General features: G+C 59.2%; 23 protein-coding genes. 4 read left to right on the top strand and 19 right to left on the bottom strand.

Going from position 1 to position 24,540, the window contains the following annotated elements; genetic code table 11:
- Positions 1 to 72 precede the first annotated feature (72 nt).
- The 9 genes from C4N22_RS00255 to C4N22_RS00215 form a co-directional block, all read right to left on the bottom strand.
- Positions 73 to 1,476 (bottom strand): oxaloacetate decarboxylase subunit alpha, encoded by a 1,404-nt coding sequence (locus tag C4N22_RS00255; RefSeq protein WP_112114928.1) that lies wholly within the window; start codon positions 1,474 to 1,476, stop codon positions 73 to 75.
- Between the two features lie 16 nt (positions 1,477 to 1,492).
- Positions 1,493 to 1,873: a biotin/lipoyl-containing protein gene (locus tag C4N22_RS00250; RefSeq protein ID WP_022257252.1), complete on the bottom strand. Its 381-nt coding sequence runs from the start codon at positions 1,871 to 1,873 to the stop codon at positions 1,493 to 1,495.
- A gap of 57 nt (positions 1,874 to 1,930) precedes the next feature.
- Complete coding sequence (locus C4N22_RS00245) at positions 1,931 to 3,250, bottom strand: carboxyl transferase domain-containing protein (RefSeq protein WP_112114929.1); 1,320 nt, start codon at positions 3,248 to 3,250, stop codon at positions 1,931 to 1,933.
- A gap of 146 nt (positions 3,251 to 3,396) precedes the next feature.
- Positions 3,397 to 4,230 (bottom strand): pseudouridine synthase, encoded by an 834-nt coding sequence (locus tag C4N22_RS00240; protein ID WP_022257254.1) that lies wholly within the window; start codon positions 4,228 to 4,230, stop codon positions 3,397 to 3,399.
- 123 nt (positions 4,231 to 4,353) lie between these two features.
- A complete protein-coding gene (ytfJ, locus tag C4N22_RS00235; RefSeq protein ID WP_112147554.1) occupies positions 4,354 to 4,764 on the bottom strand; it encodes a GerW family sporulation protein in 411 nt (136 codons plus the stop codon).
- 113 nt (positions 4,765 to 4,877) lie between these two features.
- Positions 4,878 to 5,612 carry a DUF2953 domain-containing protein gene (locus tag C4N22_RS00230; protein ID WP_112147553.1) on the bottom strand — a complete coding sequence of 245 codons (735 nt, stop codon included), beginning with the start codon at positions 5,610 to 5,612 and terminating at the stop codon, positions 4,878 to 4,880.
- A complete protein-coding gene (gene scpB / locus C4N22_RS00225) occupies positions 5,609 to 6,157 on the bottom strand; it encodes an SMC-Scp complex subunit ScpB (RefSeq protein WP_022257257.1) in 549 nt (182 codons plus the stop codon). Before scpB ends, C4N22_RS00230 begins: the two co-directional genes overlap by 4 nt.
- Complete coding sequence (locus tag C4N22_RS00220) at positions 6,154 to 6,879, bottom strand: segregation and condensation protein A (RefSeq protein WP_112147552.1); 726 nt, start codon at positions 6,877 to 6,879, stop codon at positions 6,154 to 6,156. Before C4N22_RS00220 ends, scpB begins: the two co-directional genes overlap by 4 nt.
- Entirely contained in the window at positions 6,879 to 7,553 is a 675-nt protein-coding gene (locus C4N22_RS00215) for a site-2 protease family protein (protein WP_022257259.1), read from the bottom strand. Before C4N22_RS00215 ends, C4N22_RS00220 begins: the two co-directional genes overlap by 1 nt.
- A 195-nt stretch (positions 7,554 to 7,748) precedes the next feature.
- Here C4N22_RS00215 and rpmB point away from each other — a divergent pair, with 195 nt between their 5' ends.
- The 4 genes from rpmB to C4N22_RS00195 all read left to right on the top strand — a co-directional run bounded on the left by rpmB (position 7,749) and on the right by C4N22_RS00195 (position 9,858).
- On the top strand, positions 7,749 to 7,937 hold the full coding sequence (rpmB, locus tag C4N22_RS00210) for a 50S ribosomal protein L28 (RefSeq protein WP_005932647.1): 189 nt from the start codon (positions 7,749 to 7,751) through the stop codon (positions 7,935 to 7,937).
- 74 nt (positions 7,938 to 8,011) lie between these two features.
- A complete protein-coding gene (locus C4N22_RS00205; protein WP_112147551.1) occupies positions 8,012 to 8,188 on the top strand; it encodes a DUF4250 domain-containing protein in 177 nt (58 codons plus the stop codon).
- 15 nt (positions 8,189 to 8,203) lie between these two features.
- Complete coding sequence (locus C4N22_RS00200) at positions 8,204 to 8,992, top strand: hypothetical protein (protein ID WP_112147550.1); 789 nt, start codon at positions 8,204 to 8,206, stop codon at positions 8,990 to 8,992.
- A gap of 29 nt (positions 8,993 to 9,021) precedes the next feature.
- Positions 9,022 to 9,858 (top strand): sugar phosphate isomerase/epimerase family protein, encoded by an 837-nt coding sequence (locus tag C4N22_RS00195; RefSeq protein ID WP_112147549.1) that lies wholly within the window; start codon positions 9,022 to 9,024, stop codon positions 9,856 to 9,858.
- A 94-nt stretch (positions 9,859 to 9,952) separates the two neighbouring features.
- On the opposite strand, the gene C4N22_RS00190 is transcribed toward C4N22_RS00195, so the two are convergent.
- The 10 genes from C4N22_RS00190 to C4N22_RS00145 all read right to left on the bottom strand — a co-directional run bounded on the left by C4N22_RS00190 (position 9,953) and on the right by C4N22_RS00145 (position 24,464).
- On the bottom strand, positions 9,953 to 11,725 hold the full coding sequence (locus tag C4N22_RS00190) for a bifunctional metallophosphatase/5'-nucleotidase (protein WP_112147548.1): 1,773 nt from the start codon (positions 11,723 to 11,725) through the stop codon (positions 9,953 to 9,955).
- A 265-nt stretch (positions 11,726 to 11,990) separates the two neighbouring features.
- Positions 11,991 to 13,763, bottom strand: coding sequence for an oleate hydratase (locus C4N22_RS00185; RefSeq protein ID WP_112147547.1), 1,773 nt, complete (start codon positions 13,761 to 13,763; stop codon positions 11,991 to 11,993).
- A 226-nt stretch (positions 13,764 to 13,989) separates the two neighbouring features.
- Entirely contained in the window at positions 13,990 to 16,107 is a 2,118-nt protein-coding gene (gene rnr / locus C4N22_RS00180; protein ID WP_112147546.1) for a ribonuclease R, read from the bottom strand.
- Positions 16,108 to 16,306: 199 nt separating this feature from the next.
- On the bottom strand, positions 16,307 to 16,555 hold the full coding sequence (secG, locus tag C4N22_RS00175; protein WP_112147545.1) for a preprotein translocase subunit SecG: 249 nt from the start codon (positions 16,553 to 16,555) through the stop codon (positions 16,307 to 16,309).
- 101 nt (positions 16,556 to 16,656) lie between these two features.
- Positions 16,657 to 18,255 (bottom strand): peptidoglycan D,D-transpeptidase FtsI family protein, encoded by a 1,599-nt coding sequence (locus C4N22_RS00170; protein WP_112147544.1) that lies wholly within the window; start codon positions 18,253 to 18,255, stop codon positions 16,657 to 16,659.
- A 166-nt stretch (positions 18,256 to 18,421) separates the two neighbouring features.
- Positions 18,422 to 20,062: a chaperonin GroEL gene (groL, locus tag C4N22_RS00165; RefSeq protein WP_022256783.1), complete on the bottom strand. Its 1,641-nt coding sequence runs from the start codon at positions 20,060 to 20,062 to the stop codon at positions 18,422 to 18,424.
- Between the two features lie 57 nt (positions 20,063 to 20,119).
- Positions 20,120 to 20,407 (bottom strand): co-chaperone GroES, encoded by a 288-nt coding sequence (locus C4N22_RS00160; RefSeq protein WP_022256782.1) that lies wholly within the window; start codon positions 20,405 to 20,407, stop codon positions 20,120 to 20,122.
- Positions 20,408 to 20,683: 276 nt separating this feature from the next.
- Positions 20,684 to 21,682: a diacylglycerol/lipid kinase family protein gene (locus C4N22_RS00155; protein ID WP_112147543.1), complete on the bottom strand. Its 999-nt coding sequence runs from the start codon at positions 21,680 to 21,682 to the stop codon at positions 20,684 to 20,686.
- Positions 21,683 to 21,753: 71 nt separating this feature from the next.
- Positions 21,754 to 24,060 (bottom strand): ATP-dependent Clp protease ATP-binding subunit, encoded by a 2,307-nt coding sequence (locus tag C4N22_RS00150; RefSeq protein ID WP_112147542.1) that lies wholly within the window; start codon positions 24,058 to 24,060, stop codon positions 21,754 to 21,756.
- Positions 24,061 to 24,203: 143 nt separating this feature from the next.
- The gene (locus C4N22_RS00145) at positions 24,204 to 24,464 is read right to left on the bottom strand and encodes a TIGR03905 family TSCPD domain-containing protein (protein WP_112114952.1); all 261 of its coding nucleotides are present in this window, start codon (positions 24,462 to 24,464) and stop codon (positions 24,204 to 24,206) included.
- Positions 24,465 to 24,540 lie beyond the last annotated feature (76 nt).

Below are 24,540 nucleotides of genomic sequence, written 5' to 3'. Positions count from 1 at the left end.
AAACGTAAAGAATAAAAACAAAAAAGGGGCAGCTGCATCAAATGGTGCAGCTGCCCTTTCTGGTATTATGATTTAGACCGGGTGAGACTTGTTTGCAAAATCCGCATGGTCGGCATCGACGCCCTGCAGCTTTGCGTTGCGCTTCTCGAAGAACTTGGGTGCGACCTGCGGGAACATTGCGTAGGTCAGCACGTCCTCTTCCTGAGTAGCCCACTTGGCAGCTTCCGCCTTCAGCTTGTCCATCTCAGGAGCAAGGGTATCTGCAAAGCGGCAGGTGATGGGCTGCTCGTCGCCCAGGATCTTCTTGGTGAACTCGGGCTTGATGGGAGCGGGAGTCTTGCCGTAATCGCCATGGACCAGGCCCTTGAACTCCTTGGTAACCATCTTGTAGCGCTCGCCCAGGATAACGTTGAAGACAGCCTGCGTGCCAACGATCTGGCTGGTGGGGGTGACCAGCGGAGGATAACCGGCATCCTCACGCACGCGGGGGATCTCAGCCAGCACATCATCCAGCTTGTCTTCCTTGCCAGCATCTTTCAGCTGCTTGAGCATGTTGGAGAACATGCCGCCCGGCACCTGATACAGCAGGGTGTTTGCATCCACGCCCAGAGACTTGGGGCTGATCTGGCCGTTGGCGATGTACTTCTCGCGCAGCTTTGCAAAGTACGCGCGGACAATATTCAGCTGCTTGAGGTCGAGGCCGGTGTCGTAATCAGTGCCCTGCAGGGCGGCGACCAGACTCTCGGTAGCCATGTGGCTGGTACCGCCGCTCAGGGGGCTCATCGCGGTATCGACGATGTCAGCACCCGCCTCAATGCCCTTGAGCAGGGACATGGAAGCCAGGCCTGCGGTGTAGTGGCTGTGGATGTCCACAGGGATATTCAGCTCTTTCTTGAGCTCAGAGATCAGGTCGTAGCAGGTATAGGGAGTCAGCAGACCAGCCATATCCTTGACGCAGATGGAGTTTGCACCCATGTCCTGGAGGGTCTTGGCGTACTTGACATAATACTCGTTGTTGTGCACGGGGCTCAGGGTGTAGCTGATGCAGCCCTGAACATGAGCGCCTTCCTTATTGGCTGCCTTGATGGCAGTCTGCAGGTTGCGGGGATCGTTCAGCGCGTCGAAAATACGGATGACATCGATGCCGTTGGCAACGGACTTCTGGACGAAGTACTCGACGGCGTCATCTGCATAGGGGCGGTAGCCCAGCATGTTCTGGCCGCGGAACAGCATCTGCAGCTTCTGGTGGGGCAGCTCCTTGCGCAGGATGCGCAGACGCTCCCAGGGGTCCTCATCCAGGAAACGGATGCAGCTATCGAACGTAGCGCCGCCCCAGCACTCCACAGAGAAGTAAGGGATCTTGTCCATCTCGGGCAGGATCGGGCGCATTTCATCCATCGTCATACGGGTAGCCAGCAGAGACTGGTGAGCATCGCGCAGGACGACTTCCGTGATCTTGATCGGCTTTTTGGCCATGGTTGTCACCTCTCTCTTAGTTCATGGAAACCAGAGTGTCACCGGAGTTGACGGTGTCGCCCTTGTTGACGTTGACGGAAGCAACCGTGCCGTCCTGAGGAGCAACGATCTCGTTCTCCATCTTCATAGCCTCGAGGATGGCCAGCACGTCGCCAGCCTTGACGGAATCGCCAGCCTTGACCTTGACGTCCAGAATGTTGCCGGGCATGGGAGCCTTAACAGCAACAGCACCGGCAGCACCAGCGGGAGCGGCAGGAGCAGCAGCCGGAGCCTTGGGGGCAGCGGGAGCGGCAGGAGCAGCCACAGGAGCGGCAGCAACGGGAGCAGCGCCAGCGGCAGTCTCCTCAACAGAGACGCTGTAAGCAACGCCATTGACGGTAATATTGTAGTACTTCATGGAAGAATCCTCCTGAACAAAATCAGTTCAATCTCGTTTTGATTCGATGTACATTTCTTACAGAGCCATGTTGCCGTGCTTCTTGGGCAGGCGGGCAGCACGCTTGGTGCTCAGCAGCTCAAAGGCAGCCACGACGCTGGCGCGGGCATTGGCAGCCTCGCAGGTCATATCGGCAGCGCCGCAGGCAACGGCATTGGCAGCACTGCACACCTCAGCGGCATAGGCAGCGGCCTTGGCATTGGTAGCGGCAATGATGTTATCGGAAGCATCGATCTCGTCCTTATACAGCACAGAGACAGCGGCGTTGGGCTCCAGGGCGCTGACGGTGCAGCCGTTGACCGCGATCTTGAGATCGGCATTGGCCAGAGCAGTGTAGACAGGACCCACAGCCTTGCCAGCCAGCACGCAGACCTTCGCGGTGGTAGCATCGGCATAAGTGGCAGCCAGACGGGCAGCCTCGCGGATGCCGCCAGCGATGTCATCGGTGGTGCTGGGCACGAAGCCGTTGGTGTTGACGATGGTCAGCACGGGGACGCTGAACGCGTCGCACAGGCGGACAAAGCGGGAAGCCTTAGCCACGCAGTTGTGGCACAGCTGCTCGCCGGTTGCCACAACACCCACAGCGTTGCCGCCGATGGTAGCAAACGCAGTGTAGACGCTCTTGCCGAAGCCTGCGTACATCTCCACAGCGCTGTCCTTATCGATCAAGGCGGCGGCTGCTTTCTCAGGGGCAGCACCCACAGTCAGGGCAGCGGTGGGCTGCTCAAACTCGAAGATGGCCGGGCCGGTCAGGTTGTTGGCAGGCAGCAGGCCCACGATGTGGGCAGCTTTCTCGGCAGCTTCCTCAGCGGTGGGCACCACGATGGCAGCCACACCAGCCTTGGCAGCGGCAGCGGCAGAACCGGCATTGGCGACCTTATCGCCCTTGGCGGCAGCGGTAAAGGGAGCGGTGAAGAACAGCTCTGCATCCTCTGCCATCACGCAGACGTCTGCATTGGCAGCGCTCAGAGCGCTGGTGCCGCCGCACACGCCCAGCACAACGGCGACCTGCGGCACAACGCCGGACACCTTTGCGATGGTGGCATTCAGCTTGGCGCTGGCAGTCAGCACATCCAGGCCCTCGGCCAGCTTTGCGCCGACGGAATCATAGAACGTGACCACCGGGCAGCCCGTCTGGGCAGCCAGCTCCAGGACTTTGATGTTCTTCTCTACATCTTTGACGGTGACAGCCTCGCCGTTCTGGAAAACAGCGTAAGCCTGCTGGCCAGCCGCATAGCCGCTGGCAGCGCTCACTGCGCCGTCTGCAAACAGCGCGGTGTACTCCCCGTCATCGAAAAACTTGGCGAGGATTTCTCCTTTGGTACTCTTTGAAGCCATGGTAAGACCTCCTGCTTTTCTGTGTGAACTTTCAAAATTAGCTATATTATACCCTACTTTTCCCAGTTGCACAAGGGTTATTCCATTCCGATTTTTCCGGAAATGTTATATTTTCAGCAAATAGCCAGAAATTTCGGGCATATTGCTTACTTGCGCTTTTTGCCAGCTGCCGGGCCCCGGCCGACCGGGCCGCGGGGGCGGCGCTCTGCAGCTCTGGACTGCAGGGCGGCCGAGCGGGTCTGGGCACGGCCCTTGGCCGCCGCGGCACGCAGACCATTGACTTCCGCCTTGGTCAGCTCACGGTAAGTGCCCGGCTTGAGCATTCCCAGCTTGACAACGCCCTCGGCGTTCCGCTTGAGGCGGACGACTTCAAGGCCCACAGCCTCGCACATCCGGCGGATCTCACGGTTTTTGCCCTCTTTCAGGGTCATTTCCATGACGGTGCGGCCCGGCTCATCGGTGACGACATTGATGGCACAGGGCATGGTCTTGGTGCCATCGTCCAGCACGACGCCGGAGCTCATTTTCAGGAGCTGTGCCTCATCGGCGCGGGGCTGGACGGTCACGCGGTACAGCTTGGAGATGCCGCCCGATGGGTGGGTGACCGCCTGTGCAAAGGCACCGTCGTTGGTCATCAGCAGCAGGCCCTCGCTGTCCTTATCCAGGCGGCCCACCGGGTACAGGCGGGCCGGGATATCGCTTACCAGCTCCATGACGGTCTTGCGGCCCAGCTCATCGCTGGCGGTGGTGACATAGCCGCGGGGCTTGTACAGGGCCAGATAATAGAGCTGCTGATTTTTCTGGATGTAGATGCGCTCATCATCCACATGCAGCACGTCACGGTTGGGGTCCATCTTGTCGCCCACCTTGACGGGGTGGCCGTTGACCTTGACGCGGCCCTCGGCAATGATCTGCTCGGCCGCACGGCGGGAGCACAGCCCCTGCTCGCTCATGATCTTCTGAATACGTTCTTCTGCCATAGTAGTTCTCCTTGTGCGCCTCCCGGCGCTCAAAAGCGCACTCTGCTGCGAGTGCGCGGTGGTTACGGCTGCGGGGGGTTCCTATCATTTCTATCATCAGGAAACCTCCGCAGGCACGGCGGGTTACTGTGCCGGTTTGGTTTCTTCTGCTACAGCGGGCACTTCGTCTTTCTTCAGCAGAGCGCTGACCTTTTCCACCAGCTCGGGGATCATGGTCAAGGCGCGGTCCACAGTATTGGTGCCATCGGACAGCTGGATGGTGCGGACGCAGCCATCCTTGACGATGAGGAACGCCACGGGCTGGATGTTGACGCCCGCACCGGCTCCGCCGCCAAACAGATCCTTGTTCGCGGCATTCTTGCCGTCAAAATCCGTTCCTGCGGAAGCGAAACCAAACGACACCTTGGACACCGGGAGGATGGTGGTGCCATCCTCGGTCTGGATGGGTTTGCCGATGATGGTGTTGGAATCTGCCATCTGGCGGATCTTATCCATCGTCACGTTCATTAAACCTTGAATCGGATGCTCAGCCATAAAATCGGCCTCCTCTTATTTCTTGTGGGATATCTCCCCTGCCCCGCCTGCGGCAGTGCACGGGAACAAATGCACCCTACAGTATTCACCATACAGTGCTATTGTAACATAAATCAGATGAATACGTCCAGCACTTTTTCGCGCCAGAACTCGTAAAGAACGCGCACGGCGGCACAAACGATGAAAAACAGCCGCGCCGATACCCGGAACGAGACCCGGTCTTCCACGGTGGGCTCCGCACTGCCGAAATCCGGCAGGAGGCGCAGCTCCTCAAAATCCAGGAAGAGAAAGCGATCCAGAACACCCAGTGAGGTGTAGAGCCAGGCGTTCAGCTTGCCATAGGTGCGGGCCGCCTGCGCGGGGTCTTCTCCCCGGACACCAAGGCAGATGCGGATTTTGGTAAACCGCAGCGCCCCGAAGATCGCCCGGGTCAGCCGCCCGGCTCCCCGCAGCATCGTACAGATGATGTTGAGGGTAAGTTTTGCCTTTTTGCGGGGAGGCGTTTCTTTTTTGGGCTTTGCGGGTTTTGCTGCCTTTGCCGCCGCCTTTTTCGCTTTGCGTTCCGCACGCCAGGCGCGGAATTTTGCTTTCAGTTTGCCAAGCGGGCCCTTGGGTTCTTCTGGTTCCGTGGGCTGAGGTTTTGGATACTGGAACACCGGAAATGTAAGGCCCAGTGCCCCTGCCTTTACGGTGAAGACGCCCTGCTCCCACTGCACATCGGCACAGAACGGGCAGAACAGTACCAGCGCCAATAAAACCATCCCGATCAGCAGCAGGATGCCAACCAACTTTAATAGAAAAAGCAGCACCGCCCCCAGTGCGGAACAGAGCGCCAGCAGTACACTCATTCGTTTGCCTCCTCTGTTTTTGTTGTTTCGTCCTCCGCGCTGTGCACCGGAGGCAGGTCCGCCAGGCTGGACAGGCCAAAGCACCGCAGGAAGACATCGGTCGTACGGAAGCTGACCGGGCGGCCCGGCAGGTCCAGACGGCCCGCCTCTTCGATCAAGCCCTTTTCCAGCAGGCTGGTCACACTGGACGATGAATCCACGCCGCGCACCTGCTCGATGAATGCACGAGAGACAGGCTGGTTATAGGCAATGACGGTCAGAGTTTCCATTGCGGCGGGCCCCAGCGGTACCGCGCGGCGGGCATCCAGCAGGCGGCGGATGCAATCGGCCCATTCCGCTTTGGTCGAGAGCTGCCAGCGGGTATCCAGATGGAGCAGGCACAAGCCGCTGTCCTCCCGCTGGTAGCGGGTGCGCAGGTCTTCCAGTGCCGCTTCCACACTGGCCTGAGGCAGCTGCACTGCCTGTGCCAGTTTGTCCGCGCTGATGGGATCAGCTGCTGCAAACAGCATGGCCTCTACTGCCGCCCGGATCTGTTTCTGGTTCATTTGATCTCCTTTTTGCGGCTCAGATGGCCGCGGTGCATGGTCATTTCGCCCGTCGGGCCCAGCTGTACCCGCCCGCCGCGCACCAGTTCCAGCAAGGCCAGAAAGGTTGCCACGTTGGTGCCGCGGGTCTGGCGGCGGGAGAACAGCTGGTTCATCCTTGCCGCGCCGCCCGCAATGAGCTGGCGCAGGATATACACCACCCTGCTGCTGACCGACACCTGCGGCGCGGACACCAGCGGCTCAAACTGCTCCCGCGTGGGCATCCGGCGCAGAGCGGTACGCCCCATCAGGGCCTGCCAGCAGTCTGCCAGCACCTGCGGAGAGTGATGCAGCAGGTAGGTCTGGTCCCACTCCAGCTGGACCGGGCAGCGGACAAAGACCATCACTGCCTCTCCCCGCTCCCGCAGCCGCGCGGCCATCCGGCGGCACTGCTCGTACTCAATGAGCTGCCCGGTAAGCTCCTGCTTCATCCGCTCACCCTCTTCGCTGCGGGGCAGGAGCAGATAGCTTTTCATCTCCACCAGATGGGCCGCCATCTCAATGAACGCGCTGGCGATCTCCGGGTCAGCCGCCTGTGCTGCTTCTACCGTGCGGGTGTACTGGTCAATGAGGGTCAGGATCGGAATATTGTGCAGGTCCATCTTGTGCTTGGCCACCAGTGCCAGCAGCAGCTCCAGCGGGCCATCGAAATCTTCGAGGTGGAACGTCAGTTCGTCGGCCATCAGATCACCGCCCCAAGGCTGGCATAATAAGCGGCGTATGCGATGCGGTCAATGTAGAACGTGCCCAGGTCCAGCAGGTTCCAGACCAAATCGTTCAGCACACTGAGAGGGCCGTCCAGAAAACCGCCCCACACGGCGGCCAGTACAATGATAAGGATGACCCGCTCATACTTCATCACCCCAAAATAAACGCGCTGAGGCAGCACTGCCAGCAGGATGCGGCTGCCATCCAGCGGAGGCACCGGAATGAGGTTGAACACGGCCAGCCCTACATCCATATACACCAAGGATTGGAGGAAGCGTGCCACGAGAACCGTCCCTTCCGTGATCGGGGCCCAATAATACAGAAGCTTCCAGGCCACCATGGCCAGATACGCCAGCAGCAGATTTGCCACCGGGCCGGCCAGCGCGGTAAGAGCCATGCCCCACTTCGGATTTTTAAAATTGCGCGGGTCGGTAGAAACGGGCTTTGCCCAGCCCACTCCGGCAAACACCATGCACAGCGTGCCCAGCAGGTCAAAATGTTTGAGCGGGTTGAGCGAGAGCCGCCCCTCCCGCTTGGCGGTATCATCCCCCAGCAGCCAGGCCGCCAGTGCGTGCCCGGCCTCGTGGAACGGGATGGCCACCAACGCCACCAGTGTACGGATGAGGTAATAGAGTCCCTGTGCCGTCATGTCTTTCTCCAATCAGCAAAATAATATACAGTTTTATTGTACTATTTTTTTGCCGTTTCGGCAAGCATTTGGAGCCTCTTGAAAAAAAGCCGCAAAAAAATCAAAAAGGGACTTGCTTTTTGCGGCGTTCTCTGGTAAAATAGTCAAGCTGATTATTTTGAATTCCTTATTTCACTGCTAGGAGGTGCAACTACCATGGCAAAATGTGAATGCTGCGGCAAGGGCGTTACCTTTGGTATCAAGGTTTCCCACTCCCATCGCCGTTCCAACCGTACCTGGAAGCCGAATGTCCGTCGTGTCAAGGCGGTCGTGGAGGGTTCTCCCAAGTATATCTACGCATGCTCCCGCTGCCTGCGCGCTGGCAAAGTTACCCGCGCTGTCTAAGTTGATGCATGTTGCCGGTCACTTTGTCGAGTGGCCGGCTTTTTTGTTATAATTTTTACAGGGAGGGACACCAAATGGCATTGCCCAGCGACCCCATCATGCTGTTGAGCGTGGTCAATTTGAAACTGCGGGATTTTTACCCCAGCCTGGATGCGCTGTGTGACGACCTGGATGCGGATCAGTCAGCGCTCTGCGCCAGCCTTGCCGCTGTGGGGTACGAATACGACGCAGCACGGAATCAGTTTGTGTAACAGGAGGATGCCACCATGGATGGTATTTATTATAAGGAATGGAGCGCGGTGCTGGACCGCGCCATGGAGTTTAAGCGCTACGGCCACAGCGGCGTGCCGGTGCTGGCACTGCCTGCCCGGGGCGGCCGCTTTTACGATTGGGAGAACAACGGGATGCCCGAAGCCGTGGCCAGCCTGCTCCACGCGGGCAAGGTACAGCTTTTTTGTGCCGACAGCATTGACGGCGAGAGCCTTCTGGCCGGAAATTCCGCTCCCCGCCGCCGGGCCGAGATGCAGGAGAAGTATTTCCTCTACCTGACCACCGAGCTGGCTCCCCGTGTCCTGGCCCTGACCGCCGACGAACCCAAGGCAGAAGCGGACGAGAAAGCGGCTAAGGCCGCATCCACCCCGGTGCTCTGGTGCGCAGGCGTGGACACGGGTGCTTATCAGGCCGTCAACTGCCGTCTGCGCCGCCCGGAGCTGTTTGCGGGTGCCATCGGCCTCTCCGGCCTGTATGACATGAGCCGTTTTATGGGCAGTGAGGCCGATGACCTCATCCTGCGCAACAGCCCGCTGAACGCACTGGCCGAAAAGGGCATTTACAACGCCGCTGCCCTTTCCAAGGCTGGGGAAAACAGCCTGTTGCTCTGTGCCGGGCAGGGCGCTTACGAAGACGATGCCCGCGCGGACACCAAAGCGCTGCAGGCCGCGCTGGAAGCTGCCGTCCTCCCCTGCCATGTAGAGCTGTGGGGCAATGATGTCTCCCACGACTGGTACTGGTGGGGCAAAGAGCTGGGCATGTTTGCCCAGCGTATTTTTGGGTAAGCAGAACACCCTGTTAAGGAGGAACGACCATGCCGGAATTTATCATTGGAGCACGCGGCCATGATTTTGGCCGTCAGGCCCCGGAAGCGCTGTTTTCTGCCATCGGACAGGCAGGTTTCCGCTGCACACAGCTGGCGTTTCCCAAGGCCATTGAGGGCGTTAAAAGCTATGCCGATGTGACCCCCTCCCTGGTAGAAGCTGCCCGCGCGGCGTCCAAAGCTTCCAACGTCGGCATTGCTGTAGACGGCACCTATGTGGAGCTGAGCTATGCCGATGAGGAGAAACGCAAAGCGGAAGTGGCCAAAGTGTTGAGCCAGATCCCCGTAGCAAAAGCACTGGGCGCTGGCTGCATGGGCAGCGAGACCACCAATATGGCAAAACAGCCGGGTATCAGCCGGAAAGAGGCCCAGGAAGCACTGCTGCGGAGCCTGGGTGAAATTCTGCCCGCCTGCGAAGAGCAGGGCGTGCTGTTTGCCGTGGAGTGCGTTTACTACCACGCCATGAACACCCCGGAAGCCGTCAAGATGGTGCTGGACACGATGGCAAGCCCCAACCTGCGGGTCATCTGCGATTTTGCCAACTATGTCGGCCCGGAGAATGCTTCCGTGGACGCCCAGCGCCGCCTGTGGGACAAAGTGGGCAGCTGGTACGGCGATAAAATCGTGGCGGTCCATTTCAAGGGCCAGAATTTCCAGCCGGACGGCACCCTCTACTCCACCAGCCTCGAAGACTCCTGCGTGGACTATGCAGGCGGTTTTGAAATGCTGCGCCAGATGCCGCAGGCATCGCTCCCGGTACTGCGGGAGGAAGCCGTGCCTGCCCGCGCGGCCAGCGATATTGCATTTATGAAACAGTTCGTCTCCTAAATCCAACCTGCACATGCAAAGGCCCCTGCCTCCGGTTTCGCGGAAGCAGGGGCCTTATGCTATCTTATCTTGAATTTTCTGATTTTACAGAGGCTCAGAGGATCGTGATGCGGCCTGCACCATAGGGATTCTCATAATCCAGCAGGTAGCCCGGGTAATCGGCCAGCGGGCTGTTGGCGCTGGTGAGGTGCGGCAAACCATCGCCATCCGCGCCGCCAAACATCATGGCATAGCTGGACATGACCAGATAATCCTCGGAGACATAGTCCTTGATGAGCTCTGCGCCATCGAACATGGCAAAACCGTCGCCCAGATTGCGCAGAGTGTAGTTCATGCCGGCCAGAGCGTATTTCCGCTCCGGATCCAACGGGACATAATCACCCAGGACCTTGTCATAGATCTTGACGTTCTGGACGCGCGGTGTGCCGGTGGCGCTGCCCAGCCAGACGTTCTTCTCGTCGGTGAGGACGGTATTGGGGATCTCGGTGTGGATCTCATAGGTCGCGCCTGCCACATGCAGGAAGCCGCCGTTCTCCTGGCCGGAGCCTGCAAAGCGGGCGGCAAACTCCAGAGCGTCCTGGATCTGCTTGCCTGTCACGGACATCAGACAGGCCACGTTGCCAAAGGGGCTGACCATCTTGCAGGTCTTGAAGCTCCAGGCACCTGCCGGGACATCAGCACGGATGCCGCCGCCGTTCATGACTGCGATATCGCAGTGCAGCTCTTCGATCTCATTGAAGTAGGCGTAGATGCCGTCAGCCACAAAGTCGCCGAGGTTGGTCTCTGCCGAGCGGATGCGGCGCTTGCCGGTCTCTGCATCGCTGATATAGAACTCGCCGTCGCCCACTGCGATCTCCTCGCCCAGCATATCGTCCACATCGGCGACCCACTCTTTGGCAATGGCATCCACCACCGGGTCCGCGCCCTCATAGGTGGAGAGGAGCGTGGTGGTAATGGTGCCTACAGCACTCTCGGGGTTGATGGTCATGCAGCCGATATTCTTAAAGTAGGAGCCGGTCTGGGTCAGTAACACCGGGGTACCTGCGGCATCGGCAACCGTCTCACCCGCCATCACCGTGTGGGAATGGCCGTCGATGAACGCGTTGAAGCCGGTGGTGTGGGCAATGACATCCTTGCTGGTCCAGGGAGCGGACGAGGGATCGACACCCAGATGGCCCAGGCCGATGATATAATCCGCGCCAAGGGTCTTTGCCTTATCGATGGCTTTCTGGACGGCATTGTACAGCTTGGCACCGTCGTCACCGCCGAGGATATCGTAGATGTAACGGGTCTGCTTGGCGTTCATGAAGTAGGCCGGAGTGGACTTGGTAAAGGTTTCCGGTGTGGTAATGCCCACAAAGGCCACAAAGGCACCCTTGATATTAAAAAGCTTGATGCTGGGCAGGACCCGCAGACCGCTGCGCAGGTCGATCCAGTTGCAGGAAACGTACGGAAAATCCGCTTCCTTGAGGACCATTTTTGCGCGGTCCATGCCGTAGTCAAACTCATGGTTGCCCGGCGTGGCCAGATCATAGCCTGCCTCATTCATCAGCCGGATGATGGTGGCGCCATCGTCCATGGAGCCGTATGCCGTGCCCTGGATATGGTCGCCAGCATCCACCAGCAGCACATTCTTGCCCTGCTCCTCATAGCTCTTCTTGAGGGCTGCGATGGAAGCATAGGTCAGCTCTGGGGATTTGTGGTCGATGTAAGTATGGACATCGTTGGTATAAAGGATGGTGATTTCCGGCAGCTTGCCTTTGCCAAAGCAGGCAGACGCCGAGGGAGCTCCTACGGCCACAGCGGCGGCAGCCGTAGTGACACCAGCGGTTTTCAGAAAGCTGCGGCGAGAGATAAATCGTTTCACGAAGAACGACCTCCTTTTGTTTTTCCGGTTTTGGCAGCGACGGGCTCTCTCCCCTGCGCTGCACTGTTGAGTTAAGCTTAACACAAAATGCAGCTTCCGGCAAGAGCAAAATGTCAAATATGCGTAAAATTCATTCACAAAAAGTCGTTCTTTTTAGAAACTTTCTTGAAAAAACAAAGAAAAGCCGGGCCCTGCCTCCTGCCTCAGGAGAGTAGAACCCGGTTTTTCCGAAAAGAGGAACGACCCAAAACAGGTCTGGGAAACATCAGATCGCGTTATATTTCTTGAGGAATTTTTCAAGGTCGGTGCCCTCGATCTTCCGCAGCGCTTCTTTCAGGGCAAGTTTCTTTACAAACGGCAGCTCCATATCCGTGAGCTTTCTGCCGTCCCGGAGCTTGACCGCGGCATCAATCAGGCAGCGGACATCGTAGGTGCTGCCCCAGACCTCGGGCACGCCGCGGTCAATGCTGAGCAGGCTGTACACCGCCACCATACCGGTGCGCATGGAATACTCCGTGGTGAAGATGGTATCCCGCGGCGTCTCGGCAAACTGGCCCAAAAATGCGAAGTTGACAGCGTCTTTCGGCACCACGTCGGGCCGGTCACCAATAGCGCGGGGCATGAAGAACGCATCAATATAGGGCATCATGACCGGCACTGTGTTGGCGCTGTGCTCGGCCAGTTCCTCGATCTTGTCCGTCGGCACGCCCAGATGGTACAGCCACTCCATGCAGATCTCCTTGCCGGTGCAATCCCTCATGGATTTCTTGACATAATCGCCGGGCTTATCGCTGAACAGGCCGTAGACCCAGACGCAGAGCTGGTTTTTGGGCTGATCCCGGAACTGCTGTTGGCGATTGAGCGTCCAGCTGAGGAGCCAGCTGGAATCCTTGACCGTGACAATGCCGCCCGTGACGGTATGGCCGCTGAACGGATCCCGCTTGCAAATTTTTTCGATATACTGCGGGATGGTATCGTCCAGCGTGGTGATGGTCGCACTCTCCCAGTTGGATTCCTCGGGTTTGGAGCAGAACTTATCCGGGTTGCCGAACGAGGGGTCCTGCGTCGCGACCCGCCGCCAGAGATCCCAGCCATTGCCCGGTTTGATGGTGGGGTCAAAGCCCGCCGCCTTGTCCTGCGCACCCACGGTACAGCTCTCCACACAGCCGCCGTTGGTCATGAAAAGCAGGTCGTTCTCGGTCAGGTCGATGGTCTCCACCTGGCCCTTATGGTCTACCGTGATGGAGCTGGCCTGCTTGCGGCCGATTTCAATGTTGAACTGCACATCCGTTACCTTTGTCTCATAAAAGAACTGGACGCCGTGGTCTTTCAGGTAACAGGTCATGGGCAGGATGATGGACTCATACTGGTTATACCGGGTAAAACGCAGGGCCGTGAAATCCGGCAGACCGCCGATGTGGTGGATATAACGCTTGAGGTAGAGTTTCATTTCCAGAGCACTGTGCCAGTTTTCAAAGGCAAACATGGTGCGCCAGTAAAGCCAGAAGTTGGAGGAGAAAACCTCCTCGTCAAAAACATCGGTGATCTTTTTATCCTGCAATTGCTCGTCCGGGGTGAAGAAGAGTTTCATGATCTCCAGCGCGCCCTGATCCGAGATGGCAAATTTGCCATCCGTGTGGGCGTCCTGGCCCTGTTTCTCCGTCGCGCGGCAAAGGGAGGAATTGGGGTCTGCCTTGTTCAGCCAGTAATATTCATCCAGCACGCTGGCACCCTCGGTTTCCAGCGACGGGATCGAGCGAAGCAGATCCCACATGACCTCAAAGTGGTTGTCCATCTCGCGGCCGCCCCGCATGACATAGCCGATATCATATTTATAGCCATCGCAGGCACCGCCGGGGATGGGGTCTTTTTCAAAGATGTGGATGCGCTCGCCTTTCATCTGGCCATCCCGCACCAGATAGCAGGCCGCGGTCAGAGCGGCCAGGCCCGAGCCAATGAGATAGGCCGATTTATGATCGACCCCCTCCGGTTTGCGGGGATGCGCGAATGCCTCATAATTGCCACTGGAATAATACATCAGATCAACCTCCTGAGCATGGTAGGAACTGTGCGCTCTTCTCCGGTACGCGCACCATCGTTGTAGCCTTAGTATACCCGGCTCAGGGCCGCCCTACAACAAGCAAAAGGGCGGCAGTGTAAGAAGTTTTTACATTCCGCCGCCTTTGATAGTAAAAAAGCACCGGCTCCCATGCTGCCGGGAACCGATGCTTTTACCACTTGATCGTGTTTGATGGTTTCTGTAATTATTTCTTTTCCGGGGCGACCTCAAAATCGACCTTGCCCAGGTTGACATCGGCACGCACAATGGTGATCATCATGCTGTCGCCCAGGCTCCAGCTCTTGCCGGAGACGGGATCCGAGAGGCGGATGCCCTCGGTGAGGTTGGTGCCGGAGGGGGTCAGGCTGGAAGCAGGCACAAAGCCCTCCACACCATTTTCCAGCTCCACAAACAGGCCGCGCTGGGTCACGCCGGAAATGGTGCCCTCATAGCACTCGCCCAGATGGCGGCGGGCATATTCAGCCTTATAGCAATCCTCGGCCTTGCGCTCGATCTGCATGGCAATGATCTCCCGCTCGCTGGACTGCTTGCTGGCTTTCTCCGCAAAATCGCTGTAGCGGAGGATCATGGTCTCTTTGTCCGTGCCCTGCAGCAGATCCGTCATGATGCGATGGATGGCCAGATCAGGGTAACGGCGGATGGGGCTGGTAAAGTGGGCGTAGTCCTTGAGGACCAGACCATAGTGGCCCTTGGGCTTTTCCTCGTACACAGCCTTGGACATGCAGCGGAGCATTCCGGTGTTGATGATCTGCTCATAGGGAGTGCCGCGCACGCCCTCGAGGATGGCGCTCAGCTCCTTGGGGGTGGGCACCTCTTTTGCAAAGTGGTCATTGATCCCGCAGGCCTGCAGCAGAGCGTGCAGACGCTCCAGCTTCTCGGCGTTGGGCTCCTCGTGCACACGGTAGACAAAGGGGATCTGCTTGACGCGGGCAAAGTGGGCCGCGCACTGGTTGGCCAGCAGCATGAATTCCTCGATCATGGACTCGCTCTCACCGGAGGTGCGCTTCTTGACGTCGATGCAGTGGCCGTCCTCGTCAAGGATGAGCTTGACTTCACCGCTCTCAATGTCCATGCATCCGCGCTCCTTGCGCAGGCGGGCACGGTGGCCGTACAGCTCTTTCATGGCAGGCAGCTGGCTCAGCACCTCGGCATACTTGGCTTTGATCTCAGCATCCGCGGTCCCGGCCAGCAGGGCATTGATCTCAGAGTACACGCCCTTGACCCGGCTGCAGATGATGGACTTGACAAAACGGTAATCGGTCAGGTTCCCTTCTTGATCCAGCCGCATGAGGCAGGAGAACGCCAGACGCAGCTCTTTCTCATTCAGAGAGCAGATGCCATTGGAGAGCTGCTTCGGCAGCATGGGGACGACCTGGTCGGCATAGTAAACACTGGTAGCACGGCTGAATGCTTCATTGTCCAGCTCACTGCCAGGCTTGACATAATTGGAAACATCCGCAATGTGGACGCCCAGCTCAAAGCCGCCGTCAGAAGTCTTGGTCAGGCTGATGGCATCGTCGATGTCCTTGGTCTCGGCGCTGTCGATGGTGAAGATGGGCAGGGCACGCAGGTCCATGCGACCCTCACAGTCGGCCCCGGAAACCGCCATGTCCTCAAACTTTTTGGCTTCTTCCCGCACCTTATCCGGGAAACGGCTGCGGATGTCCTTGGCGTAGAGCAGAGCCTTGGCGCAGCGCTTGGCCTCGTCCGAGCTGCCAAACCGCATGGCAACACCCACGCGGTGGTCTTCCTGACGGTTGCCGCGCATGAGGATCTCCACAGCGACCTTGTCGCCGTCCTTGGCACCGCCCTCGCAATCCCGCATGAGCTGCATGGAAATGGCCGGGCAGTCGTCCGGGACGAATTTCAAACGGCCATCCACCCGGCGGGCCGTGCCCACCAGGTCATTTTTCTCGGTGAGGATGGCAAGGATCTCGCCCTCATCACTGCCCTCCACACGGGGGTGGGCAAACTTTTCCACCAGCACCTCATCGCCCGGCATGGCACCGCGGGTAAAGCGGCCCGGAATAAAGATATCACTGGTGCCATCGTCCAGCATAACAAAGGCAAAGTTCTTCCCAAGCTTGACCACCTTGCACAGCAGGGCTTTCTCCGCGCGGCCCGAGCGGACGGTGAAGAACACGCCCTGCTTCTGGCAGATGACCGCCTCATGCACCAGCTGGTCCAGTGCTTCCATCACCTTGCGGTCCGCACCGCGGTCTCCGCCAAACTTCGCTTTCAGATCCTTGACGGTGCAGGGCTGGTTTTGGATCGCATGTTCAATTTTATCGCGTAACGGCATAATTTTCTCCTTACTTCCAACGGCTCTGCCTCCACCGGGCTGCGAGCCTTTTCACACAGCGGGCACACTCCCGCACTTCCCTCCTGCCGCCCGCGGCACATTCCCGAGGCAGCAGCTTCTCCTAACGAGTCATCAAATGATTTTGGGGATTTCCGGGCAGAAAAACAGCCCCGTCCTACACGGGGCTGCATACGCGTGCTCAGGCCTGACGGCTTGCAAACACACAGGCCAGGATCGCCACCACAAAGAAGACGATGCCTGCAATGCGGGTCACCTTTGCCAGCATCTGGTCGGCCGGGGTCAGGCGAGCATTGTTCGCGCCGTAGGCACTCCCGTTGATGGCGCCGGACAGGCCCTGACCATGGGTGTGCTGCATCAGAGTGAGGAACACGATAGCGGCAGAAACGATGAGCAGGATGACGCCGCCGACGATTTCAATGACAGACATGGATGAAACGCTCCTTTGATTTATCAAAAATTTAAGATCAACCATACAAATACAAGTATATAGTATCATACTCCGTGTGAAATTGCAAGCAAAATTGAATTTTACTTCCCTGCAGCGTCCAAAGCGTCACACACCCGCGCGAAGACGGCCGCACTGGTCCGCGATAGGCCTGTCTGGCCGTCCTGCAGCACCACAATGGTATAGCGTGGGTTCCGGGCCGGATAGAAGCCTGCAAACCAGTAATTTTTCAGCTCTTTCCCCGCCGCAAACTGGCCGGTCTGGGCGGTGCCCGTCTTCCCGGCGGCGTTGCCCTCTGTGGGGGCCGCCTCATGGCCCGTGCCCTCCGTGACAACACTTGCCAGCAGCTCCCGCAATGCCCGTGCAGTCTGTGCAGAGAATACCCGCCGGGCGCCGCGGTGAGCCAGTGCGGTCAGCGGTTCACCGGTCGTTTCATCCAATGTGCATTCCAGAAAGAGTGGCTCCCGCCAGATACCGCCCGCCGCAATGGTGTTTATCATGGCGGCAATTTGGATCGGTGTAGCCAACAGCTCCCCCTGCCCAAAGCAGAAATTGGCAAAAGCCCCGCTGGATGTGAGTGTTTCCGCCTCCGGCAGCTGACCGGCAGCCGTGCTCAGGGTGTCTGCCAAATTCAGCGCCCGGCCAAAGCCGAGGCGGACAGCCATTTCCCGCACCCGCTCCGGGCCAAGCTCCTGCCCCAGCCGGATAAAATATCCGTTGCAGCTTTTCTGCAGGGCGGCTGCCAGATCCACTTCTCCGTGAGGGACACCTCCGGCACAGCGGAACACCTGCCCATCCACAACGCAATAGCCCGGGCAATCCCACACAAGGCCCATCTTCCCCGCTTCCAGCGCTGCGGCAGCCAACACCGGCTTGAAAACAGAACCCACCGCATAGGCCTGAAATGCCCGGTTCACAAGCGGGCTGTCCGGAGCATTCAGGCTGGCGGAGACATTTTCCGGGTCAAAGCCCGGTGTACTGGCACAGGCCCGCACTTTTGCACTGGCCGCATCCAGTACCAGAATGCAGCCGCTCTGCATCGTCTGAACCGCCACGGCTTCTGCCGCGCGCTGGATGGACCGGGAGAGAGTCAGTTGAACCCCCACTGCGCCGCTGTCCGATTTTACAAGCTCCGGCTCTGTCCCGCTCCGGAGCTTTCCCTGTGCGTTGACCGCACAGACCAACTTGTCCTGTGCCCCGGTGCCGGAGAGCAGATCCTCCAGCGCTGCCTCCAGCCCTGCGACGCCGTGCCCCTCGCCATCGAGATAGCCCAGCAGGGCCGACGCCAAAGGTGCATCCCCATAGCGGCGCGGGACGGCATAGCACCACGCGCCCATTGCAGAGACATCCCGCGTCACCTCCACCAGAAACGGCCGGGAGGCGTTCCGTTTCTGGTAGAGCATTGCCTGACCGGCCTTGCTGGCATACGGGTAAAGTTTTGTGTAGCTTCCCTCCCCGGGCAGACTAAGCGCCAGCCACTGCTCTCCAAGCCCGGTGAGCAGGTGACCATTGCAATCGTAAAAATTGCCCCGCCGGGCCGGGAACGTTAGCGTGGCTGTGCTCTGCGCTTCCGCCCGGGCTGCATAGGCCGTGTTGGAGCAAAGCCAGAACAGCCTGCACAGCACCACTGCAAAGCCAAGCAGCAGTGAGCCATATAGCACCAGCACCCGACGGCCCGACATCAAAAGCCCCCTCTCCCGTTCCATATCCGGTTACAGTATGGACGAAAAAGAAAGGGTGCATTCGTCAAGCTCTTAAAGAAAGACGCAAAAGAGGCGGAGCCTCCGAAGAGACTCCGCCTCAAAAGTGCGCTTAACCGTATTTGCAGTTTTAGGGAGCGACTGCGCCTTAGTACATGCCGCCCATGCCGCCCATATCACCAGCAGGTGCTGCGGGTGCCGGGGGTTCCGGCAGGTCAGCGACCAGGCTCTCAGTGGTCAGGACCATCTCAGCAACAGAGGCTGCGTTCTCCAGAGCGGAACGAGTGACCTTGGTCGGGTCCACAATGCCAGCGGCGATCATATCGTCCACGAAGACCTCGTTCTGAGCGTCGAAGCCGTAGTTGGGCTTGTTGGCAGTGATGATCTTGTCGATGATGACGCTGCCCTCGAGGCCGGCGTTCTTGGCGATCTGGCGCAGAGGAGCTTCCAGAGCCTTGAGGACGATGCGGGCACCGGTGCGCTCGTCACCCTCCAGGGTATCACACAGCTCACGGACAGCGGGGATGGCGTTGATGGGAGCGGTACCGCCGCCGGCCACAACGCCTTCCTGAACAGCAGCCTTGGTTGCGTTCAGAGCGTCCTCAATGCGGAGCTTCTTATCTTTCATCTCGACTTCGGTAGCAGCACCGACCTTGATGACAGCCACACCGCCGGCCAGCTTTGCCAGACGCTCCTGCAGCTTCTCGCGGTCGAAATCGCTGGTAGAAGCCTCGATCTGGTTGCGGATCTGAGCCACACGGTTGTGGATGGCTTCTTTGTCGCCTGCACCGCCGACAATGGTGGTGTTCTCCTTGGTGACCTTGACCTGACGTGCATGGCCCAGCATCTGCAGGGTTGCATCTTTCAGCTCATAGCCCAAATCAGAGGAGATGACGGTGCCGCCGGTCAGGGTTGCGATATCCTGCAGCATCTCCTTGCGGCGGTCACCGAAGCCGGGAGCCTTGACAGCAACCACGGTAAAGGTGCCACGCAGACGGTTGACGATCAGGGTGGACAGGGCCTCGCCCTCGATGTCCTCTGCAATGATGAGCAGCTTCATGCCGTTCTGAACCACCTGCTCCAGCAGGGGCAGCAGATCCTGAATGACGCTGATCTTCTTATCGGTGATGAGGACAGCGGCGTCATCCAGGACAGCCTCCATCTTCTCGGTATCGGTAACCATATACGGGGTCAGGTAGCCGCGGTCAAACTGCATACCCTCGACGATCTCGTTGTAGGTCTCAGCGGTGGTCTTGTTCTCCTCAATGGTGATGACGCCATCAGAGGTGACTTTCTCCATTGCCTCAGCGATCAGGCGGCCGATCTCAGGGTCGCCAGCAGAAATGGTGCCGACACGAGCGATGTCGTTGGCATCCTTGACTTTCTGGCTGTGTGCCTTGATGGTCTCAACAGCCTTGGCAACAGCCTTGCTCATGCCGCGGCGGATGTCCATCGGGTTTGCACCGGCGGTGACATTCTTCATGCCCTCGGTGACCATCGCCTGTGCCAGAACGGTTGCAGTAGTGGTACCGTCGCCTGCCGCGTCGTTGGTCTTGGTAGCGACCTCACGCACCAGCTGTGCACCCATGTTCTCGAACTCGTCTTTCAGCTCGATCTCTTTTGCAATGGTCACGCCATCATTGGTGATGACCGGGGCGCCAAACTTCTTGCTCAGCACCACGTTGCGGCCCTTGGGGCCCAGGGTGATCTTCACGGTGTTTGCCAGCGTATCAATGCCAGCGCACAGTGCCTTGCGGGCATCCTCGCCCTGCTTAATCTGCTTAGCCATAATCAAATCGCTCCTTTTATAAAGCTCGAATTTCTTTTATTGATGAGGGGAAACTGCTCAGTCTTCCACCACGGCCAGGATATCGCCCTGGCGCACGATGGTGCACTCCTCACCGTCCACCTTGACCTCAGTACCGGAGTACTTGCTGGTGAGCACCTTATCGCCCACCTTGACAGTCATCTTGACTTCCTTGCCATCCACGACGCCGCCGGGGCCAACCGCAACGACCTCAGCCACCTGGGGCTTCTCTTTGGCACTACCGGTCAGGATGATGCCGCTCTTGGTGGTCTCCTCGGCCTCAACAGTCTTGATAACAACGCGGTCTGCAAGAGGAATGATCTTCATAGTTCTTGCCCTCCTATAGTAAAATATAATGAAAACAATTTAGCACTCCGGGCGCTTCTTTGCATGTCGTCCGGCTCTTTAGCACTCCATTTCTATGAGTGCTAAGTGTATTGTACTCATCTCCGGGGTAAAAATCAAGTAGTTTGGGGCATTTTTTTGTTAAGTTTTTGTGTCCTCTCAAAAAGCTTCTTTTCAGCGTAAAAAATCAGTCCCCGTCCTGGCAGAAAGTTCTTTTCCGCAGGACAGGGACTGTTCTCTATTTTCGTTCGGAACGCTTTACCGCGTTCCCGCCGAGGCAGCGTTTTCTCTCTGAGCACAGAACCGCTCATACGCTGCTTTGGGCAGCAGGATGCGGGCGCTCTGCGGGTGGAGGGCGATCTCCACCCGGTCACAGGGGGCGCACTCACCGTCGGCGGTGGCAACGATGGGCCCGCGGCCATCCACAGGGCGGAGGGCCACCTGTTTTGCCCGGCGGTAGATGAAATAGGGCTTTGCCTGCTCGGTGAGCTGGCCGTGGACGAAATGCCCGCCCCGCTTATACATCCCCAGCAGCTTTGCAATGGTCAGCCGCCCCACCTTGCGGATGATGACGACATCCATCCAACCGTCGTCCGGGACGGCCTCCGGGGCCGCAAGGAAACCGCCGCCGTAGGCCTTGCCATTGCAGACCGCGCACATGAGGCAATCGACGGTCAGTTTTTCGCCGTCGATATCATACTCGATCTTGCGGCCAATCTGCCCACAGAGCTGCTCCACAATGGAGAGAGCGTAGGCCATCTCGCCGCCGCACAGGGGGATACGCCGAAACTTCGGGATGCCATAGGCCACCTGGGCGTCCAGCCCCGCCGCGCAGATGGTGGCGGAAAGGCCCAGATTGGTCTGCATCGTGTCGATGGTCACTTCCCCGCCCGCCAGCTGGGCGTCGAGGTCGGTAAACTCCTCCCGGGTGCCGTAGGTGCGCAGGAAGTCGTTGCCGCTGCCGTAGGGCAGGCAGCCCACGGCGGCGTTGGCAAAGCCCTGCACGCCTGTCAGTGCCTCCACCAGAGTACCATCGCCGCCTGCCGTCCAGATGTGCAGCTGCTCCCCTGCTTTCGCGGCCTCTTCCGCCGCGGCGCGAGCCAGTGCCTTGGCATGGCCTGCATACTCTGTTTTGCAGGTGGCAACCGCATCCACCGGGATGCCTGCCCGGACAGCAGCCTGCTGCAATTGCGGAATGAGCTGGACGGTACAGTCCTGCTTCCCAGCGGCAGGATTCAAGATAAACAGATAACGCATGGCTTCCTCCTGTGTGCGTAAAAGCTTCTTTTATGATAGCCAAAACCGCACACAATTGCAAGAGGCAGCCTTTACAAAACCGCACTCACGGGATCCGTTTCCTGAAGAGTTACACAGCCGTCAGCGGTACAGTCCGCCGTCCAGTGCTGGCCAGGAGCTGCTGTCCCCGAGGCGATCTCGTTGGCAAGGGCCTGTTCTACTGCCCGGTCCACCTGCCGCCGCAGCTCTCGCGCTCCGTAGGGTGAGCGGGCTTTTGCCGCCAGCGCCGGGCCTACCCGGGCGGTATGGGTCAACTGATAGCCGCTGCGGGCCGCACGGGTTTCCAGCTGGCCCAGCAGCTTTTCCGCAATGGTGCACAGACTGTCTTCTCCCAGAGGGCGGAACACGATGATCTCATCCAGCCGCCCGATGAGCTCCGGGCGGAGCCACTTTTTTGCCTCTGCCACGGCCTGCTCCGACTGCTTTTCAAAGGCTGCCTCACTCCCCGCCGCAAAACCCAGCGGCGCGCTCTGCCCGGCCAGAAAGCGTGCACCAAGGTTGGAAGTCAGCAGCACGATGGTATTCCGGAAATCCGCCTTGCGGCCCATGGAGTCGGTCAGCTGGCCATCTTCCAGCAATTGCAGCAGGATATTCTGGATATCCGGGTGTGCCTTTTCGATCTCATCAAACAGCACGACGCTGTAGGGGCGTCGGCGGACGGCCTCGGTCAGCTGTCCGCCTTCGTCGTGGCCCAGATAGCCCGGAGGCGCGCCCAGCAGGCGGGCCACGGTGTGCTGCTCCTGATACTCTGACATATCGAACTTGAGGAGCGCTTTCTCGCTGCCGAACCAGCTGGAAGCCAGTGCCTTGGCAAGGGCTGTTTTGCCCACGCCGGTGGGCCCCAGAAACAGCATGGCTCCGATGGGGCGGCCCGGCTCCCCCAGCCCGGTGCGGCTACGGCGGATGGCTCCGGCCACGGCGGCCACAGCCCGCTGCTGGCCCACGATCTCCTCATTGAGTCGGGCTTCCAGCCGGGCAAGGCGCTCCCGTTCTTTCTCGCCCACCCGCTCGGCGGGGATGCCGCTGGCCCGTGCCACCACCTGGGCCACCTCTTCCCGGGTAAGCACCGGGCTGGGCTGGTGCTCCCGTTCTGCCCGGATGCGGGCGGCAGCGCAGGCCTCATCCACAAGGTCAATGGCCTTATCCGGCAGGCAGCGCCCCGGCAGATACCGCACGGAGAGCTCCACGGCTTCCCGCAGGGTCTCAGGCGGCAGCTTGACACTGTGATACCGCTCATAGCGGGGTGCCAGCCCCTCCAGAATGCCAACAGCCTGCTCCGGAGTAGGCTCTTCGATCTGCACCTTTCCAAAGCGGCGTTCGAGGGCGGCGTCTTTCTGGATATGGGTGCGAAATTCCTGATTGGTGGTGGCCCCGATGAGCTGCAGCTCGCCCCGGGCCAGCACCGGTTTCAGGATGCTGGCCGCATCAATGGCTCCCTCGGCAGCTCCTGCCCCAACGATGGTGTGGAACTCGTCCACAAACAGAATCGCGCTGCCATCCCGGACAAGTTCCTCCAGCAGGTTTTTAAAGCGCTCTTCAAAATCGCCCCGGTACTTGGTGCCTGCCACCAGGCTGGCCATATCCAGCGCCAGCAGCCGCCTCCCCTGCAGCATCCGGGGCACATTTTTGTTGGCAATGCGCTGGGCCAGCCCCTCTGCCAGCGCGGTCTTCCCCACGCCGGGCTCCCCCACGAGGCAGGGGTTATTTTTCTGGCGGCGGCACAGGATCTCCACCATCCGGTCCAGCTCTTTTTCCCGGCAGAACACCGGGTCCAGCTCCCCATCTGCCGCCCGGCGGGTCAGGTCACGGCAGTATTTATCGCTGGCGCGGCTGCCCCGCGGCATGGCCGAAGCCGCGCGAGGCTGCAGAGGCAGGATGAACTGGCCGGACAGCTGGCGGCATTCCCGCACCGCCTCCGCAAGCTGGACCCCCATGGAAGCCAGCAGCACCCCGGCCGCGCAATCGGTATCCTCCAACATGGCGCAGAGCAGGTGCTCCGGTTCCGCTTTCGCCAGATGAGCATTCTGTGCCCCGATGAGCGCGTAATCCATGGCGCGTTTGAGGTCCGGCGCCAGCGCTTTGCGGTCCAGATGCAGCGCCGGGCCCTCCCGGTCGGCCCCCAGCTGACGCCGGACGGCCAGCTCCGAGATATTTTTCCCGGCCAGGAACTTCGCCGCCGGGCCGTGGTCGGTCTGGAGCATTGCCAGCAGCAGGTGGCCAGTATCCGCTTTTTTGCAGCCAAGCCCCCCGGCCAGCTCTACCGCCTCGTCCAGCAGCAGCCCCGCCTCCCGGGAGAACCCTTTGTATCTGCCCTTGCCGAATGCTTCCCAAATGCTCATGTGCTCCCTCTGCCTCCATTTTGGTATCCAGCAGAAGTATAGCCCCATTTCCAGAGAAAAAATCAGTCATTCCTGTCGTAACAGCAAAAAACGCACCATGCAGCAGGTGCACCGTGCGTTTATCCATTGATGAAAATTTGAGATCACATCTCGGCCAGAGCCTTTTTCAGATTCTTGGCAATCTGATCCGGGCAGCTGGTGGGACGGGGGCCGCAGGTAGTGCCCTCCATACGGGCGATGGCGTCTTCTGCTTTCATGCCCTTGAGCAGGCGGCTGATACCTTTCAGGTTGCCGTTGCAGCCGCCAACGACCTCGATGGACTCAATGGTGTGGTCGTCGTTCAGGACGATGTTGGTCTGCTTGGAACAGGTGCCCACGTTGGGGAAGCTAAACGATTTGCTCATTGCAAAATATCCTCTCTTTTTCAAATCCACATGGCTTGACCCTGCCATGGTGTCGTTTACAAAGTAGTATACTATA

This window comes from Faecalibacterium prausnitzii, from assembly GCF_003287495.1.
Taxonomy (GTDB): Bacteria; Bacillota; Clostridia; order Oscillospirales; family Ruminococcaceae; genus Faecalibacterium; species Faecalibacterium prausnitzii_I.
Note: the sequence above shows the minus strand (reverse complement) of the source record. Positions and strands in the feature narration are given on the sequence as shown.